Below are 18090 nucleotides of genomic sequence, written 5' to 3' on the forward strand. Positions count from 1 at the left end.
GCCGATGGTGTCAAGAAGATTTCAGCGCTTGCGACGGACGATGGCGCGCAATTTGTCGAGCCGGGTGGTGATCTCGCGTTCGACGCCCCGACCGGTCGGCTGGTAGTAGTCCGCCAGGACCAGATCGTCGGGCGGATACTGTTGCGGCACAACGCCGTCGGGATGGTCATGGGGATACCGATAGCCGACGGCGTGGCCGAGCTTGGCAGCGCCGGAGTAGTGGCCGTCGCGCAGATGCGGTGGCACCGGCCCGGCCTTACCCGCACGGATGTCGCCCATCGCCGCGGCCAGCGCGGTCGTCACCGCGTTGGACTTGGGCGCGGTCGCGAGATGGACGGTCGCGTGGGCGAGCGTCAACTGTGCTTCGGGCATGCCGATCAACTGCACGGTCTGGGCGGCGGCCACCGCGATCTGCAACGCACTCGGATCGGCCATCCCGATGTCCTCGCTGGCCAGGATCATCAACCGGCGCGCGATGAATCGCGGATCCTCCCCCGCCACCAGCATCCGAGCCAGGTAGTGCAGCGCCGCGTCGACGTCGGATCCGCGCATCGATTTGATGAACGCACTGACGACGTCGTAGTGCTGATCGCCGTCGCGGTCGTAGCGCACGGCGGCCTTGTCCAGCGACTGCTCGATGATCTCGACGGTGACCCGCTCCCCCGGCTCCGACGCCACCTCCAGCGCCGTCAAGGCACGCCGGGCATCACCGGCCGAGAGCTGCACCAGCAGGTCGACGGCCTCGTCGGTGACCTCGACCGCGCCGCCGAGGCCCCGCGGATCGGTGATCGCGCGGCGCAGCACGCTCTCGATGTCCTGCGGGGTCAACGGTTGCAGCTGCAGGATCAGCGAACGCGAGAGCAGCGGAGCGACCACGGAGAACGACGGGTTCTCGGTCGTAGCGGCGACCAGCAGCACCACCCGGTTCTCGACCGCCGCCAGCAGCGCATCCTGCTGGGTCTTGGAGAAGCGGTGCACCTCGTCGATGAACAGCACGGTCTGGCCGCCGTGCACGGCCGAGCGCCGCGCGGTGTCGATCACCGCGCGGACCTCTTTGACGCCGGCCGACAGCGCCGAGAGCGCCTCGAACCGGCGTCCGGTGGCCTGTGAGATCAGCGAGGCCAGCGTGGTCTTACCGGTACCGGGCGGGCCGTAGAGGATCACCGACGCCGCGCCGGAACCCTCCACCAGCCGACGCAGCGGTGAACCGGCCCGCAGCAGATGCTGCTGCCCGACGACCTCGTCGAGGCTGGCCGGACGCATCCGCACCGCGAGCGGGCCCGTGCCGGGCGGGGCCAGGGCGCCGGGATCGCCGGGCCCCGGGTCGCCGGGCACATCGAACAAACTGTCGGACACGTGTTCTGCTTACCACGCCGCGTCGTCGAGCGACTCCGGCGCGGTCACGAAATCGATCAGCTCCTCCACCCGGCCGATCAGCGCGGGTTCCAGGTCGTTCCAGTCGCGCACCTGACCCCGGATCCGCTGCCAGGCCCGCGCGGTGTCCGCCTGCGTGGCATACGGCCAGCGCAGCGCCTGGCAGATGCCTTTCTTCCAGTCCGTGCCGCGGGGAATCTCGGGCCACGCGGTCAAGCCGAGCCGGGCCGGTTTGACGGCCTGCCAGATGTCGATGAACGGGTGGCCGACCACCAAGGTGTGCTCGCCGCCGGGGCCGCGCCGCACCGCTTCGGCGATGCGAGCCTCCTTGGAGCCGGTCACCAGGTGGTCGACCAGCACACCGAGCCTGCGGCCGGGGCCTGGCGCGAACTCCTCGACGATGCCTGCCAGATCGTCGACGCCGCCGAGGTATTCGACCACCACGCCCTCGATGCGCAGGTCGGCGCCCCACACCTGCTCGACGAGTTCCGCGTCGTGGCGACCTTCGACATAGATGCGGCTGGCCAGCGCCACACGTGCCTTGGCGCCTGCCACCGCCACCGAACCCGATGCCGTCCTGGCCGGCGCGGCGGTCCGCTTCGGCACCGTCAGAATCACCGGCTTGCCGTCGATCAGGAACCCGGGCCCCATCGGAAATGCCCGTACCTTGCCTCTGCGGTCCTCGAGTTCGACGCGCCCACCCTCGATGCGCACCACGGCACCCACATAACCGCTCTGCGCGTCCTCAACCACCAGACCCTTTTCCGCGGGCTGCTCGGTGGACCGGGTCAGCTTGGGCGTGTGCGGGTTTCGGGACAGGATGTCGGAACCGTAGCGATCAGTCACGCGGGCGATCCTAAAAACGTCCACGGCAGGAACGTCGTTGCGACATACCATCGTGACCGTGCTGTTAGACCGGGCGACCGCCGACGGCATCGCCGAGGGGACCATCTCGCTGGTGCTGCGGCGCTGGGACAAGCCGCGAGCCAAGCCGGGCGGAACCCAACGCACGCAGGCCGGCACCATCCGCATCGAGTCGGTCACCGAACGCTCAGGTGGTTATCGGGTCACCGCTGCGCAGGCCCGTGCCGCGGGCTATCCCGACGCGGCGACCGCGCAGGCACAACTCGACCGCAGGCCCGCTGCGCACACGTATCTCATCGGAGTGTCCTACGCGGGCCCCGACGAGCGGCCCGAGCTGGCCGCCGACGATGCGCTCACCGACGCCGACGTGGCTGCGATCACCGCACGGTTGTCCCGGTGGGACGCCGCGACCGAACCGTGGACCCGGCAGTATCTGGAGTTGATCGCCGGCAACGAAGCCGTGCGAGCGCCGGATCTCGCCGCCCGCGTCGGCCTGGACGTCCCGCGCTTCAAACGACGGGTGCGCCAACTCAAAGGACTCGGGCTCACCATCAGCCTCGACGTCGGATACCGGCTCTCCCCGCGCGGCGGCGCATACCTGCGGGCCAGCGCTTAACCCTTGGCTACATCCACGTCGATCCAGGATCCTCCTGATAGGAATGCCTGCGCTCGGCACTTCGGGCGGTGTCGGCACGCGCTCGCCGGAGCTCCTCCGCGACGTGCCGGTAGCCGTCCTGGGGGAAGTCGCCGCGTCGACGACGCAGACGCCGCGCCTCGGGGCGCGAACGAGGAGCAGCGGGATTCTGGTCTGCTGCAAGTCGCGCCATCGCACGATCCTGTCTGACGCCTCGCACAAACCTGTACATCACGGTTGCCACGGCACTGACGGCGAGAATCACCGCGGCGGGGACCGCCTGGCCGGTGAGAACCAGCCGAAGCAAGCCGCCCACCGCCACGATCACGATGAGCGCATCCCTGATCCTCATCAGAGAAATTTACGCCCGGCCTCGCATCTACGGAACATCTGCTTCCCGCTCCGCGTCGCAGTCGGAGGCCAGCACCGCGGCCCGATCCGGCATGCAGCCGAAGGCGGATCTGAATCCGACCTCGACAGACGGGCACCCGACGGGTTGTCCACAACCTGGATTTCGTCCACAGGCCAACCAGCACCTGCGAATCCGGCTACGCGGTGACCTCGTCGATGACGGTGTGCACGAATCGCATCTTCTCCAGCACTGCCGGCGGCAGCACGAACGGGTACAGGTCGGCGTGGCCCATCGACCGGTTGACCATGTTCAGCGCCCATGACAGCGGCAGCCACATCTCGATGATCGTGTCGAAACCGCTGGGGCCCAACACCCGTCGATCGAACGTCGCCCCCGCCGGGGCGAAGCCGAACGCCGCGGCGGTGTCGAGCGTGTCGCGGATGTGGAGGTAGTGCGCGAAGGTCTCGGCCCAGTCCTCGGCGGGATGCATGGTGGCGTACGACGATACGTAGGTGTCCTCCCAGCCCGCCGGAGCACCTTCTGCGTAATGACGGTCCAGCGCAGCTTGATAATCCGCGTCGGGATCGCCGAACAGCTCGCGAAACCGCTCACCGTAGTCGGCCGACGGGGCGATGAGCCGGTAGAAGTAGTAGTGCCCTATCTCGTGACGGAAATGTCCCAGCAGGGTGCGGTACGGCTCTTCCATGGCGATGCGCAACTGCTCGCGGTGCACGTCGTCGCCTTCCGCGAGATCGATGGTGATGACACCGTTCTGGTGCCCGGTCATCACCTGCTCACGCTCGCTGGAGAGCAGATCGAACGCCAGCCCGAACTGCGGGTCCTGGCTACGGCTGACGATCGGCAACTGTAGCTCGTGCAGTTCGGCGATCAGCCGACGCTTCGCCATCTCGGCTTCACCGAATGCCGCCAGGGCAGACGTGTCGCTGTCAGCCGGCCTGGTGCGAGTCAACGCGCACGACGCACACAACGGGTCACCACCGACCCGGACCAACCAATTACATTGAGCCACATGTAGGTTGGCACACAGCTGATACTTCTCCTCGTCGACGGCTCCGGCGTGGCCGGCCTGGTCGGTTTCGGTGATCACCAGCAGGGCCATGTCCCGCAGCGAGAACCCAAGCGCACTGCCGCATGACAGACACAACGAATTCTCGAACGCCAACCGCTGACCGCAAGTCGGACAATTGAAGTCACGCACTGAGCACACCCCCCGTGTACGGTGCCACGTCGACGGAAACCTCGATCACACTGCTTTCCGAATCGGTATAGATGATGCCACGCAGCGGCGGTACGTCGGCGTAGTCGCGGCCGAAACCCGCGACGATGTAACGCTCGTCGACCATCTGATCGTTGGTGGGATCGAGCCCGAGCCAGATGTCCTGGGGAGTCCACACCGAGGCCCAGGCATGCGTGGCGTCGACGCCGATCATGCGTTCCTTACCGGGCGGCGGGTCCGTCGCCAGGTAACCCGAGACGTAGCTGGCGGCCAGGCCGTTGGCCCGCAGGCACGCGATGGCCAGCCGGGCGAAATCCTGGCAGACGCCTTCGCGGGCCTGGAGGACTTCGGCGACTTGAGTGGACACCGTGGTGGACCCCGACCGGTAGGTGAAGTCGGTGAAGATCCGCGAGTTGAGATCGCGCAGGACGTCGATCAGCGCCCGGCCCGGCACGAAACTCGGTGCGGCATAATCGCGTACCGCGTCGGTGATCTCCGGCGGCTGCAGGTCCAGGGTGAACTCGGTGGCCAGCGCGCCGTCGCCGCCGACCGGTCGCGCGATCTCCCACGGCGCGCGTGCCGAACCGCCGGCGTAACGCTCCGGCGCGGGCGGGTCCACCTCCACCACCGACCGGGCGGTGATGCTCAGCGTGCGGTGCGGCTGCAGGACATGAAAGTACGAACTGATGTTGCCGTATGCGTCGCGGCTGGTCGAGCTGTCGGCGGCGTCGGGTTGGATCGTCAGCTCGTGGTAAAGCCGCCGCTGCCAGGGCAGTTCACGCGGGGTCAGGAAGGCGCGACCGTAGGAGCTGGTGACGTCGTCGGAGTACCGATAAACGGTTCGGTGGGTGATGTCGTAGCGACGGGTCGCGGCACCGGGTGCGGTCATGATGGCACCAAACGTCTTTCGTCGGGCCCCCACAGAGGCTGCATGCCACCGGGCAGCGAGAGGTGCGCGGCGGTGATGACGCCCGAGAGGTCCCGCAGATCGCTGTGCATACCGTCGAGCAGTTCGGCCAGTTCGCAGCGCAGGCCCTCGGCCGTCGCGATCTCCAGGTCGGCCGGATCGACCCGACGCAGCCGGGCGCCGATCTCGTCGACCAGGCGCTCGGATCGCGACGAACCCGACGCTCCCGGAAGGGTTTTGAGGTCGGCACGGAGCCGGTCCAACTGGTAGACCAGCGAACGCGGATTCTGCGGGTCGAACAGCATGAGTTCGGCCAGTGCCGCGATGCTGACGAGCCCGGGGTTGCGCCGCCGGTAGATCACCGACGATTCGCAGGCCACCAGGGTCGATTCCATCACCGTACGTTCGGCGCCCGGGCTACGCACATCGGTCAGGGTGGCGCGCAGCAGGGCAGTCAGGCCCAGTCCTCGTTCGATGCGTTTGCCGACATCCATGAGGCACCAGCCGATGTCCTGCACCATGGACTCGGCAGCCACCCCCGCCAGCGCCAGCATGCCCGACAACGTCCGGCTGTGCGCCGTCGCGAGGTAGGTCTCGCCGGCGGTCTGCGAATCCGGCGGGGATGCCGATGCCCGCAACACCGCGCGTTCGACGCCGGCCAGCACCATCCAGGTGTCGTTGGACATCTGGTCACGCACCGACCGGGCGGCCAGGCCCAATCGCTCCACCGATTGGGCCAGTGAACCGGGCCGGTGCCGGTCAGCGGTGACCGCCCACAGCGTGGTCGGCGCGATGGCGATCGTCTCGTGATCGTCTGCGTCCGCTCCGGTATCGGAACCGGTGATGGCTCCGACGGCCGCGAGTAGCACAGGCACGCACTGGCTTTCCGGGGTGTCCTGGCGGTAGCGGTATTCGTGGTAGCGCTCACGGGTGACGGTCAACAACCGCGCCATCTGTTCGGCGCGCTCGGCGTAGCGGCCCATCCAGAACAGGTCGGACAGCACGCGGGGCGAGCTGACGGACTCGGTTCGGCTCGGTGTCATCGTCGGGCCGACATGCTCGGCGGGTGCCGTCGGGATCTTCTCGGCAGTCACCCGCGTCGGGGTGCGCACCCAGACATCTTTGGCTGCAACGGTGTCCAGCTGGTACGCGGCGTTGCCGGGGGCCAGCAGATAGCCGAGACCGCCGATCATCGGCGCGTAACCACCACGCTGCGCGACGGTGAACAGCCGCATGCCCACGCTGCTCGCCGACAACCCATCGGCCCGGTGATCGCTTGGCGCAGAGGAGAACTGCGGCAGCCCCTGGCCGACCCAACGCCACGGCGCGGCCTCCACCCGGGCGGCCAGGATGTCCCGCTGGGCGGTCGACAGCATGGGCCCGACGATCGACTCGACACCGTCGACGGAGCGGATCATCAGCGAGGTCAACTTGGTGAGCAGGTGCGAGCGCTCCACGTCGATACCGCCCCAGTACAGCGGTGTCGTCTGCAGTTGCGGGGTCTCGTCGAGCAGCAACTGGGCCAGGTCAGGCAGAAACCGCAGCAGCCCAGGGCTTTCCAAGACACCGCTGCCCAGGCTGTTCACCACGCTGACCGCGCCGCGCCGCAACACCTCGACCAGCCCCACCACACCCAGGCGCGAATCGGGCCGCAGGTCCAGCGGGTCGACATAGTCGGCGTCGATGCGGCGCAGCACGACATCCACCCGTTTGAGCGTGCCCAGCGACCGCATCCACAGCTTGCCGTCACGCACCACCAGATCGGCACTCTCCACCAGCGGAAAGCCCAGCATGCTCGCCAGATACGCCTGATCGAAGGCCGTCTCGGAATGGATACCCGGACTGAGCACCACCACCACCGGCTCCTCGGCCGCCTCGGGGGCAACGTCGATCAAGGCAAGCCGCAGCGCCTGGGCCCAGGGCGACGCCGGCCGCGGCCCGATGCGCTCGTAGAGGTCAGGGATCGCATGAGCGATCACCCGCCGATCGGCCAGCGCATAGCCCGCTCCCGAGGGCGCCTGCGTCCAGTCGGCATTGACCAGGAACGAGCCGTCGCCACCGCGGCTGACATCGCAGCCGTGCAGGAACAGTTGGTGACGACCGGGCACTTCGATGCCCCGCGCGGCCCGCACATATCCGGGGTGGGCGAAGAGCAGCTGGGCGGGCAACGTGCCGCTGGTGATCGACCGCCGGGGTCCGTAGAGGTCGGCGAGCACGGCGTCGAGCAGCCGGGACCGCTGCACCAAACCCGATTCCAGTGTGTCCCAGTCGGCCGACGAGATCACCAGGGGCAGCCCGTCCAGATGCCACGGGCCTGGCATCGTGCCTTCCGGGTCGGTGACCACCTCGCCGTGGCGATCCACCTGGATGTAGTTGATGCCGTCGTTGTCGACAAGGCCGCGCACCACACCGCGCAACTGGTCGAGCCCGTCGCGGCCCCGCTCTCCGACGCACTCGGCAAGCTCCCGCCAGGCCGGGCGGACGTTGCCCGCGGCGTCGAGGAACTCGTCGTAGCCCGCCCCGGATCGTGCCCCACGCACCTCGAAGAGCGCCTGCTGTGCCCGGGTACGGCGATATCTCGCGAGCACACCGTCGACATCAGTGCTCACACCACCGGCAGCGGCGTCCGGCGAGCCGTTTGCGCGAAGAACCATTACTGCAGAACGGTACGCACCCGCCGTAGGTCCAGGACGCCCGGCGCGCCCACATCGGTGGACTGGCGCGCCTGCTTCTCCCGGATATCCGACAGGTCGAGCCGACCGGGCGTGAAGCCGGTGGCCTCGAACCGCCTGCCGCGCCGCGACTCTGCCTCGACCGCGTTGACCGGCGGCGTGTCGTAGGACCGCCCGCCCGGATGCGCGACGTGGTATGTGCAGCCGCCGCGCGAGGTGCCGGTGGCCATGTCGACGAGCTCGAAACGCAGCGGGGTGTCGACCGTGATGGTCGGATGCAAGGCACTGGGTGGCTGCCAGGCCCGATACCGCACCCCACCGACCTGGACGTCGGGAGTATCGGTGGCCAGCAGGGGGATCGGGTGGCCGTTGGCGGTGACCACGTAGCGGTGCCGGTCCGCGCCGACCAGTCGGACCTGTATCCGCTCCACCGACGAGTCGACGTAGCGGGCGGTGCCGGTTCCGGTTGACTCCTCCCCCAGCACATTCCACGGTTCGATGGCGCCGCGCAGCTCGATCTCCACACCGCCGAACACCGCGGTACCGATCCGTGGAAACCGGAACTCGGTGAACGGATCGAGCCAGCTGGTGTCGAAGTCGATACCGTGGGCCCGCAGATCGGCGGCCACCTCGGCGATGTCGTGGATCAGGAAGTGGGGCAACAGGTATCGCCCGTGCAGGTTGGCCCCGTGCCGAATCAGCGGGGCCCGCAGCGGCTCATCCCAGAACCAGGCCACCAGCGAGCGCACCAGCAGCGACTGCACCATCGCCATCTGGACATGCGGCGGCATCTCGAAGCCACGCAGCTCGAGCAGGCCGAGCCGACCGCGGGCGCTGTCGGGGCTGTAGAGCTTGTCGATGCAGAACTCGGAGCGATGCGTGTTGCCGGTGATGTCGGTGAGGAGGTGGCGCAGGGCCCTATCCGTGACCCACGGAGCGACGCTTGCGGAGCGACCATGATCGCGAGCGACGCTTGCGGAGCGACCATGATCGCGAGCGACGCTTGCGGAGCGACCATGATCGCGAGCGACGCCACTGGTCGTGAGCCGGGCGATCTCGGCGAACGCGATCTCCAGCTCGTAGAGGGCCTCGGAGCGCCCCTCGTCGACCCGGGGTGCCTGCGATGTGGTGCCGACGAACCGGCCCGCGAACAGATACGACAGCGACGGGTGCCGCTGCCAGTAGGTCAGCAGCGAGACCAGCAGATCGGGTCGGCGCAGCAGGGGCGAGTCGGCCGGTGTCACCCCGCCGAGGGTGATGTGGTTGCCACCGCCGGTGCCGCCGTGACCTCCGTCGACGTCGAAGGACTCCGTGGAGAGCCGAGCCTGCCTGGCCTCGTCGTAGAGGGTCTGTAGCTGGCTCAGCTGCTCATCGAAGCTCGCGGTGGGCGCCACGTTGACCTCGATGACACCCGGGTCCGGGGTGAGGGTCATCGAGGTGATCCGTGGGTCGGGTGGCGGGCCGTACCCCTCGATCACCACGGGTGTACCGGTCTTCGCCGCGGCGGTCTCGAGCCGCCTCACCAGGTCGACGAAGTCGTCGAGAGTCTCGGTGGGCGGCAGGTACAGATACAGGTGGCCGGAGCGGATCTCGGCCACCAGCGCGGTGGTCGGCGCATCGTCGGCATCCTCGACGTCAGCGGTAACCGGCTCCGGCGGCTGGGCGCGCAGCTCTGCCCGGCGCAGCAGCGGGTCGGCGTCTGGCGCCGGGCGCGGCGGCTTCCAACTGATCGAGTTGAGCGGCAACCGTAGCCCCGCCGGTGAGTCGCCGTCCAGGAGCACGATGCGGCCGCGACGCAGTTTCCAATCGGCGCTCGCCCAGCCCGTGTCGTCGTCGCGGCGGTGCAGCGGCAGCACATGCGCGGTCGGTTCGTCGACCGAGGCGTCCAGCCTGGCCAGTAACGCGGCCCGGGCCTGCGCGGTGTCGTCGGCGAGATCGTCCAGGGCTGCCACCGGATCGCCCTCGGGTCGGCGGACCGCGTTCGCCAACCGGCTCAGCGGGTCCTCGTAGGCGGGCCGCACCTGTGTGAGCGGCAACCCGAGGTCCTCGGCCACCGCGGCGAGCAGCCGGTACCCCGCGTCGTCGGCGATGTCGTCGCGGCCCCCGGCCCACGGGTCGGCCAACAGCGCGGCGTCGTTCCACAGCGGCTCGCCATCGGTGCGCCAGAACAATCCGATCTGCCAGCGCGGCAACGGTTCTCCCGGGTACCACTTGCCCTGGCTGCGCTGCACCAGTCCGGTGGGCGCCCACACCTTTTTCAGCCGGGCCGCCAGCGCGGAAGCGCGCTCTCGCTTGTGCGGGCCGTCGGCTGCGGTCGTCCACTCGGGATCGGTCTGGTTGTCGATCGAGACGAAGGTCGGCTCGCCGCCCATGGTGAGACGCACGTCGCCGTCGGCCAGGCGTTGGTCGACCTTCGCTCCGAGTGTGGTGATCGCCGCCCACGCGGTATCGGTGTAGGGCAGCGTGACCCTGGGGTCCTCGTGCACGCGGGTGACCACGTTGGAGAAGTCCAGGGTGGATTCACAGGGCCCGACCGCTCCGGTGATCGGCGCCGCCGATTCCGGATGCGGCGTCGCCGACAGCGGGATGTGTCCCTCGCCCGCGAACAATCCCGATGTGGGGTCGAGACCGATCCAGCCCGCGCCCGGCACGTAGACCTCAGTCCAGGCGTGCAGATCGGTGAAATCGGCGGCCGGTCCGGATGGCCCGTCGAGCGCCTCCACGTCAGACGTCAGCTGCACCAGGTAGCCGGAGACGAACCGGGCCGCGAGGCCCAACTGACGCAGGATCGACACCAGCAACCAGGCCGAGTCGCGGCATGAGCCGATTCCGGTGCGCAGCGTCACGTCCGGTGACTGCACTCCGGGTTCCATCCGCACGCTGTACCCGACGTCGGCGGTGACGGCCCGGTTGAGCGCCACCAGGAAATCGATGGTGCGGGTCTCCGGCGGCAGCGTGAAATTGCTCACCCAGGCCTGCGCCAATTCGCCGGGCCCGGAACCCTCGCCGGATTCGTCGACTGCCCGCAGGTAAGGCTTGAGATCCTCCAGCAGCGCCTTGGGGTAGTCGAACGGAAACGTCTCGGCGTAGTCCTCGATGAAGAAGTCGAACGGGTTGATCACCTTGAGGTCGGCGATCAACCCGACGGTGATGGTCAAGCTGCGGGCTCGGTTCGGAAAGACCAGGCGCGCAACGAAATTGCCGAACGCATCCTGTTGCCAGTTGATGAAGTGGTCGGCTGGTTCGACGGTCAGCGAGTAGGCCTCGATGGGAGTACGCGAATGCGGCGCGGGGCGTAACCGCACGACGTGCGGGTGGACTTCGACCAGCCGGTCGAAGGTATAGCTGGTGCGGTGCTCCAGCGCCACTTTGATACTCATCCGCAGATCCCACCACAAGGTGAACGGCGCCGCATCGCGTGCGATACCCGGGGGCGAACCACGTCGGATGATCCGCTCGGACCATGCCGCACGGGCCACATCCAGCGCGCGCTGGTTCAATCAGCAGGAGATAGCTGACGAAAGGATGGCCTGCCCGCATGTGGAGCACGGTGTTGGTGATGGCACTCGTGGCCGCGACCGACCCGTTGCGCATCGGGGTGATCGCCTACATGGTGTCGCGGGCGCGGCCCGTACGGCTGTTGCTGCCGTTCTTCCTGGCGGGTTTCACCTCGAACGTGGCCGTCGCCGTGGCGGTGGTGTTCGTGTTCCGGGAGAGCGCGCTCGGCGACCGCACGGTGCACCCCGGCATCGAGATCACGATCGGCGTGCTGGCGGGCCTCATCGCGGTGCTGTCGGCCACCGGCCTGCTGGAACGGCTGTTCCACCGGGTCCGCAACAAGCGCGTGGCCGTGCCCGCCGGGGTCGGCGACCACACGGGTGATCCGACGACGGATTCCTCGCCCGCCGACGAGGTGCAGCCGCCGACGCTGGATTCCCTGCCGGTGATCTCGAAATTGCCCGAGAGCATCAAGGCCGCGCTGCGTGGCGAGGCCGCATGGGCTGCGGGACTGCTCGGTCTGAGCAACGGTATTCCCTCGCCGTACTACCTGGGCGCCATCGCGGCGGTACTCACCTCGGGCACGCCGGTGGGCCAGCAGTTGAGCGCACTGCTGACCTTCAACCTGGTGGCCTTCTCCGGGGCGCTGATTCCGATCCTGAGTTTCTGGATCGCGCCTGAGGCCACCCGCTCGGGCGTCGAGCGGTTGTACGCCTGGATGAAGTCCCATCACCGGCTGGTGGTCGCGGTGATCGCCGGTGCGGTCGGTGTGTTCTTCGTCGGCTTGGGCATCAGCCACTTGTGATCACACGCGGGCAGAACGCCGTCCGCCGGGTTCTTTCGCCGTCTGCAGCCGGCGGTACACCGCCAGCACCAGCACGCCGGCGATCGTGATGCCGACGAGGTTGACGGCAAGTTGCGCGACCGACTGCGCAGCGATGTCCCAGTCCCCCATCGTGGCGGCCACCACCGCGAAGCCGGCCGCGGGCACCGTCGTGACCGAGATGAAGACACCGACCAAAGCCGCTGATTTGGCCGATACCAGGGACAGCATTCCCGCCGCACCGGCCAGCAGCGCCACGACGAACGAAAACGGCCCGACCTGGAAGATGAAATCGACGCCGTGCAGCTCGCGCGTGCTGGTCAGTTCCACCCAGCCCAAGGCCTCGAACCCCAACGTGGCACCTGCGGTGACGGCCATGGCCACCGGAAAGCCGATGAGCAGCGCCGCGGACGCGCGTCGCGCCAGTGACATTCGGCGGCGCACCAGTGCGACGGCAACGGCGGCAAGGGGTCCGAATTCGGGGCCGACCACCATCGCACCGACGACGGTGACCGGCGAGTCGGTGAGCACGCCGACGGCGGCGAGCAGGCACGCGATGCACAGAAACAGCAGGAACGTGATGTTCAACTGGGATTCGTCGCGAGTACGTGCCACGAGCTCGTCCCAGACCACGGCATCGGCGGCGTCACCGTCGGCGGCATCCTCGGCATGGTAGGCAGCACTGGACAACACGGTGTCGAGCACTTCCAGCGTGATCGCGCCGAGGTTCTGCACGTCGAGCGACTTGAGCCGCTCCACAACGTCATTAGCGGTTTCCCGGGCGATGTCGGCGGTGATCTCGTCGCCGGCCGGGTCCACGGCCGCGTTGGGATGCAGCACGATGTGGGTGGCCCCGGGCTCTCGTTGCAGGACATTGAGGATGGGATTTCGCAGTTCGGCAGGTGCGATCACGCGGAGGTGCAACACGGCCCGAGAGTAGCGTTCGAGTGCATGGTGGATTGGGATGACGTGGCCCGGGTGGTGGCCGCACTACCGGAGACCAGCCAGACCTCGCCGCGGACGTGGCGGGTGCGCAAAAAGCTGGTGGCCTGGGAGCGGCCGTTGCGCAAGGCGGATTTCGAGGCACTCGGTGACGACGCGCCCGATGGCGACATTCTCGGCGCGCGGGTACCCGACGAGGGTGTGAAGTGGGCGTTGATCGCCGACAGTCCCGACATCTACTTCACCACACCACATTTCGACGGCTATCCGGCAATCCTGGTGCGGCTGGCGGCAATTGACATCCCGGAGTTGACCGAGCTGATCACCGAGTCATGGCTGACTCAGGCGCCCAAGACCGTGGCGAAGAAGTTCCTGGCTGACAGTCAGGGGTAGTTTCGGTCAGCCCTTGTCGATTCGGACGACTAGTTCGTCGGGTGGTACCAGATGCCCTTCCTGGCACCGTACCTCGACCGTGGCCTCGGCACCGCAGCCGGCGTGAGCCAGCCGTAGCGGTGAGTCGTTGGGCACGTGGCGGCGCCCCCATTCGAACAGAGCCCACACCACTGGCATGAAATCCCTGCCGGCCTGCGTCAGCACGTACTCGTCGCGCACCCGCTGCCCCGGCTCCTGATATGGCCTGCGCTCCAGCAGCCCGGCCTCGACCAGGTCACTGAGCCGTGCCGACGCGGCGGCCTTGGTGACGCCGACCCGTCGCCAGAAGTCGTCGAACCGGGTGGTGCCGTAGTACGCCTCGCGCATGACCAGCATCGCCGTTTTGGTGCCGACGAGGGCCATCGTCTTCTCGATCGGGCAGCGCCCTACAGCCGACCAGGCATCACGGTCGGCGAGTGCGCCTTGCAGGACTGTCATGCACATCACTCTATCGCTGGGTTGTTGGAACTGAACCTAGGTGTTACATCTGAGTATAGATAGCAGTACTCAGCGGCGAGGCTCAGGAGGCAGTCATGTCCGGATATTCAGGCCGGGATGCGGTGATCGTGGGTGCGGTACGCACTCCGATCGGCAAAGGCAAGGCGAACGGTGCCCTACACGGGGTGAAATCGGCAGATCTGCTCGCCCACAGCTTGCGCGAACTGGTCGATCGCACCGGAATCGATCCGGCGCAGATCGACGACGTCATCAGCGGCGCGGTGACCCAGGTGGGCGACCAGGCCGCCAACATCGCCCGCAACGCTCTGCTCGGCGCCGGCTTCCCGGAGAGCGTTCCGGGGACCACCGTGGACCGGCAGTGCGGCAGTTCGCAGCAGGCCGTCAGTTTCGCCGCGCAGGGTGTGGTGGCGGGTGCCTACGACATCGTCATCGCCGCCGGTGTGGAGTCCATGGGACGCGTACCCATGGGCACCAACATCCTGCCCGGCAGCGATCCGTTCGGCGACGCTTTTGCCCAACGCTACTCCGAAGGGCTTGTCCCGCAAGGAATCAGCGCCGAGCTGATCGCCGCCAAGTGGGGGTTCTCCCGCGCTCAGCTCGACGACTTCTCGGCAGGCAGTCACGAAAAGGCCGCGGCCGCCACCAAGGCCGGCCTGTTCGACAACGAGCTCGTCCCGATCGCCGGACTGACCACCGACGAGATCATCCGGCCCGGCACCACCGTCGAGACGCTGGCAGGGCTGAAGCCCGCGTTCTACAACGAGGCCTATGCAGCGCGCTTCCCGCAGATCAACTGGGAGATCACCGCAGGTAACTCGTCGCCGCTGTCCGACGGCAGTGCTGCGGTGATGATCACCAGCAGCGACACCGCCAAGCGCCTCGGCCTGCGACCGCGGGCCCGCATTCACACGGCAACAGTGGTCGGCTCGGATCCGCTCTACATGCTGACCGGCGTCGTCCCCGCCACCGAAAAAGTCCTGGCCCGTGCGGGTTTGACGGTCGCCGACATCGACCTGTTCGAAGTGAACGAGGCGTTTGCCCCTGTCGTGCTGGCCTGGGCGGCCGACACCGGTGCGGACTTGGCGAAGACCAACGTCAACGGCGGTGCCATCGCCATCGGGCATCCCCTGGGCGCCAGCGGTGCACGCCTCATGACAACGCTGATCAACGCGCTCGAACAGCGCGGAGCCCGCTACGGCCTGCAGACCATGTGTGAGGCGGGCGGCATGGCCAACGCCACCATCATCGAGCGGCTGTAGGTATCGGCCGACGAGTGTTCCCGGTCGTCAACAGCGCGACCGGGAACACCCGCATGTACGTCAGACAGGTTGCCGCACCCGCGCGTCGGCCAGGAACGATTCGTAACCGCTGTCCTCCACCTCACGGCAGAACCGTTGATAGACCTGTCCCCCACCCATGTAGACCAGGAACTCCTCCGGTTTACCGGGCACGTTCTCGCCGAGGAACCACGCCTTGGCCTTCTTACCCTCGGCGTACATCACGGTCGCCTTGCCGGCGCGCTCCGTCTCGGCCGCCCACCACTGTTCGGCCTCGGGCGTGGCTTCGAGGCGTTCGACGCCGTTGTCCCGGGCCCAGCGCAGCGCGCGTTGCAGCCACTGGGCGCCCAATTGGATCGGCACGACGAGGTTGGAGTACGGCGTCTGCGGGCCGAGCGACATGAAGAAGTTGGGGAAACCGTGGGCGCCGATGCCCAGGTGTGAGCGCAGACCATCTTGCGTCCACTTGTCGCGCAAGGTGATTCCGTCTCGCCCGATGATGTCGATGTTGGTCAGGGTTCCGGTCATCGCATCGAATCCGGTGGCGAAGATCAGCACGTCGAGTTCGTACTCGCGGTCACCGACCACCACCCCGCGCGGCGTGATCTCAGTGATCGGCTGCGAGGCCGTGTCCACGAGGTGCACGTGGTCGAGGTTGAACGCCGCGTAGTAGCCGTGGCCCGTGGGCACGCGCTTGCCGTTGAACGAATACGTGGTAGGGCACAACAACCCGGCCGTGGCAGGATCCTTGACGATCTCCCGGATCTTGGACCGGATGAACTCCGATGCCAACTCGCTGGCCTCGGGATTGGTGGCCAGATCGTTGAAGCATTCGTTGGCGAAGTGGAAACCGCCCTCGTTCCACTTGCTTTCGAAGATCCGCCGCCGCTCGTCGCCGTCGACCTCGAGGGCACCGAATTCCGCCGGTTCCATCGCGACCCCGAACGGATGGTTGGCCGCCTTCTCGTAGATGGCGTCGTAATTCGCACGCAACCACTGCATCTGTTCGTCGGTCACCGGGTCGTTGGTGGTCTCCACGACAAAGTTCGGTGTCCGCTGGAACACGTAGAACTCACCGACCTCTGGGGCGATCGTCGGCACCACCTGGATACCCGACGCGCCGAGCCCGATCAGTCCAACCCGCTTGCCCGCCAGGTCGACGCCCTCACGCGGCCAGTGCGCGGTGTGGTACTTCTGGCCGGCGAACGTGTCGATACCCGGGATGTCGGGATAGATCGCCTGTGAGAGCACACCCATCCCGCTCACCAGATACTTCGCCACCAGCGGCTGCCCATCGGCGGTGGTGACCACCCAGACGTTGGCATCCTCGTCGTACCGGGCCGATTCCACCCGCACGTTGAGCCGGATATCGCGACGCAGGTCGAGTCGATCGGCGACGAAGTTGAGGTACTCCAGCACCTCTTCACCCGCCGGATAGCGTTGCGACCACGTCCACTCATCGCGCACCTCCTTGGAGAAGGAGAACGAGTAATAGCTGTATTCGCTGTCGGTCCGCACGCCCGGATAGCGGTTGGCCCACCAGGTTCCGCCGACGCCGTCCTGCGCGTCGAGTACAACGGTCCGCAGGCCGATCTCCCGGAGATGATGCAAGATCGCCAGCCCGGAGAAGCCGGCCCCGATGACGATGGCGTCGAAGTGGTTGCTGTTCATGGGTAATCCTTCTCGTGCGTCGGATCAGACGGTCAGTGGTTTGGCGGCGCGATACCACGCGGCCATCGCGGCGATGGAGGCGTCTGCGGCCGACAGTCGGCCCGCCAGCAACGGGAACACGTGCTGCTCACCGGATGCCACGTCGAAGGTGACGTCGACCCCGGCCCTGCGTGCCCGCTCCGCCAACCGGGTGGCATCGGCATACAGCGACTCGGTGTCCGACGCGGTGATGTATATCCGCGGAAAACCGGTGAAGTCGGCATAGAGCGGGTTGACCAGCGGGTCGGTCGGGCTCGCGCCGCCGGACAGATAGCGATCGATGTTGCCCTGCAACCCTTCCCGGGTGATCAGGAAATCGGTGTCGTTGTTGGACTCGATGGTGCTGCCGCTGTTCTCCATGTCCAGCCACGGCGAGATCGCGATCACCCGACCGGGGGTGGCGCCGCCGTCGCCGATGAGCTTGAGGGTGGTGGCGATGGCGATGCTCGCACCCGCGCTGTCGCCGACGAACGTGATATCCGCCGGCGCGGTCCCACCGGCCGCCAGGGCCTCGAAAACCGCAGTGGTGTCTTCGATCTGAGCGGGATACGGATGCTCGGGCGCACGCCGGAAATCGGCGACGAAGGCGTATGCGCCGAACGCCCGCGCCAAATGCCCGGCCAGCTTGCGATGGCTCGCCGACGAGCCGAGCGCGAACCCACCGCCGTGCAACACGACCAGCATCTGTCCTGAGTCGGCATCCAGTGGTTTGACGAGAATCCCGGCAACGCCACCGATTTCGGTCGACTGGTAGGTGACGTCCTCGGGTTCGGCGGTGGCGCGCTGCCAATCCTCGAACACCCAGCGCATCAAGCGCAGGGACATGTCGGGGTGGGCGACGAACTCCTGGGTCCACTCCGCGTAGATGGCACCCAACGGGTCTTTTGGCTGGTTGATCGACATGGCCAA

General features: G+C 67.5%; 15 protein-coding genes. 4 read left to right on the forward strand and 11 right to left on the reverse strand.

Annotated features, from left to right (window positions below; translation table 11 throughout):
- Positions 1 to 21 precede the first annotated feature (21 nt).
- Complete coding sequence (locus BST13_RS15040) at positions 22 to 1356, reverse strand: replication-associated recombination protein A (RefSeq protein WP_083164829.1); 1335 nt, start codon at positions 1354 to 1356, stop codon at positions 22 to 24.
- A 9-nt stretch (positions 1357 to 1365) separates the two neighbouring features.
- Positions 1366 to 2220 (reverse strand): DUF3097 domain-containing protein, encoded by an 855-nt coding sequence (locus BST13_RS15045; RefSeq protein WP_083164830.1) that lies wholly within the window; start codon positions 2218 to 2220, stop codon positions 1366 to 1368.
- Positions 2221 to 2278: 58 nt separating this feature from the next.
- On the opposite strand from BST13_RS15045, the gene BST13_RS15050 reads away from it, so the two are divergent.
- Positions 2279 to 2854: a hypothetical protein gene (locus tag BST13_RS15050; protein WP_083164901.1), complete on the forward strand. Its 576-nt coding sequence runs from the start codon at positions 2279 to 2281 to the stop codon at positions 2852 to 2854.
- A 7-nt stretch (positions 2855 to 2861) separates the two neighbouring features.
- Here the strand turns inward: BST13_RS15050 and BST13_RS15055 are convergent, their stop codons facing one another.
- The 5 genes from BST13_RS15055 to BST13_RS15075 all read right to left on the reverse strand — a co-directional run bounded on the left by BST13_RS15055 (position 2862) and on the right by BST13_RS15075 (position 11420).
- On the reverse strand, positions 2862 to 3224 hold the full coding sequence (locus BST13_RS15055; RefSeq protein WP_083164831.1) for a hypothetical protein: 363 nt from the start codon (positions 3222 to 3224) through the stop codon (positions 2862 to 2864).
- A gap of 196 nt (positions 3225 to 3420) precedes the next feature.
- Positions 3421 to 4443, reverse strand: coding sequence for a zinc-binding metallopeptidase family protein (locus tag BST13_RS15060; RefSeq protein ID WP_083164832.1), 1023 nt, complete (start codon positions 4441 to 4443; stop codon positions 3421 to 3423).
- On the reverse strand, positions 4436 to 5350 hold the full coding sequence (locus BST13_RS15065; protein ID WP_083164833.1) for a transglutaminase family protein: 915 nt from the start codon (positions 5348 to 5350) through the stop codon (positions 4436 to 4438). The genes BST13_RS15060 and BST13_RS15065 overlap by 8 nt, the downstream gene beginning before the upstream one ends.
- Positions 5347 to 8022 carry a circularly permuted type 2 ATP-grasp protein gene (locus BST13_RS15070; protein ID WP_083164834.1) on the reverse strand — a complete coding sequence of 892 codons (2676 nt, stop codon included), beginning with the start codon at positions 8020 to 8022 and terminating at the stop codon, positions 5347 to 5349. Before BST13_RS15070 ends, BST13_RS15065 begins: the two co-directional genes overlap by 4 nt.
- Positions 8022 to 11420: a transglutaminase family protein gene (locus BST13_RS15075; protein ID WP_083164902.1), complete on the reverse strand. Its 3399-nt coding sequence runs from the start codon at positions 11418 to 11420 to the stop codon at positions 8022 to 8024. The genes BST13_RS15070 and BST13_RS15075 overlap by 1 nt, the downstream gene beginning before the upstream one ends.
- Before the next feature lie 158 nt (positions 11421 to 11578).
- Here BST13_RS15075 and BST13_RS15080 point away from each other — a divergent pair, with 158 nt between their 5' ends.
- The gene (locus tag BST13_RS15080) at positions 11579 to 12343 is read left to right on the forward strand and encodes a GAP family protein (protein ID WP_083164835.1); all 765 of its coding nucleotides are present in this window, start codon (positions 11579 to 11581) and stop codon (positions 12341 to 12343) included.
- On the opposite strand, the gene BST13_RS15085 is transcribed toward BST13_RS15080, so the two are convergent.
- Positions 12344 to 13288, reverse strand: coding sequence for a DUF389 domain-containing protein (locus tag BST13_RS15085; RefSeq protein WP_083164836.1), 945 nt, complete (start codon positions 13286 to 13288; stop codon positions 12344 to 12346). It lies immediately after the preceding gene.
- Positions 13289 to 13312: 24 nt separating this feature from the next.
- Here BST13_RS15085 and BST13_RS15090 point away from each other — a divergent pair, with 24 nt between their 5' ends.
- Entirely contained in the window at positions 13313 to 13696 is a 384-nt protein-coding gene (locus tag BST13_RS15090) for an MmcQ/YjbR family DNA-binding protein (protein WP_083164837.1), read from the forward strand.
- Between the two features lie 6 nt (positions 13697 to 13702).
- On the opposite strand, the gene BST13_RS15095 is transcribed toward BST13_RS15090, so the two are convergent.
- Positions 13703 to 14173, reverse strand: coding sequence for a winged helix-turn-helix transcriptional regulator (locus BST13_RS15095; protein WP_083164838.1), 471 nt, complete (start codon positions 14171 to 14173; stop codon positions 13703 to 13705).
- A 95-nt stretch (positions 14174 to 14268) separates the two neighbouring features.
- Here BST13_RS15095 and BST13_RS15100 point away from each other — a divergent pair, with 95 nt between their 5' ends.
- Positions 14269 to 15453 carry a thiolase family protein gene (locus BST13_RS15100; RefSeq protein WP_083164839.1) on the forward strand — a complete coding sequence of 395 codons (1185 nt, stop codon included), beginning with the start codon at positions 14269 to 14271 and terminating at the stop codon, positions 15451 to 15453.
- A gap of 60 nt (positions 15454 to 15513) precedes the next feature.
- On the opposite strand, the gene BST13_RS15105 is transcribed toward BST13_RS15100, so the two are convergent.
- Positions 15514 to 17142 carry a flavin-containing monooxygenase gene (locus BST13_RS15105; protein WP_083164840.1) on the reverse strand — a complete coding sequence of 543 codons (1629 nt, stop codon included), beginning with the start codon at positions 17140 to 17142 and terminating at the stop codon, positions 15514 to 15516.
- Between the two features lie 24 nt (positions 17143 to 17166).
- Positions 17167 to 18084 carry an alpha/beta hydrolase gene (locus BST13_RS15110; protein WP_245839639.1) on the reverse strand — a complete coding sequence of 306 codons (918 nt, stop codon included), beginning with the start codon at positions 18082 to 18084 and terminating at the stop codon, positions 17167 to 17169.
- Between the last annotated feature and the right edge of the window lie 6 nt (positions 18085 to 18090).

The sequence above is a fragment of the Mycobacterium aquaticum genome (assembly GCF_002086485.1).
Taxonomy (GTDB): Bacteria; Actinomycetota; Actinomycetes; order Mycobacteriales; family Mycobacteriaceae; genus Mycobacterium; species Mycobacterium aquaticum.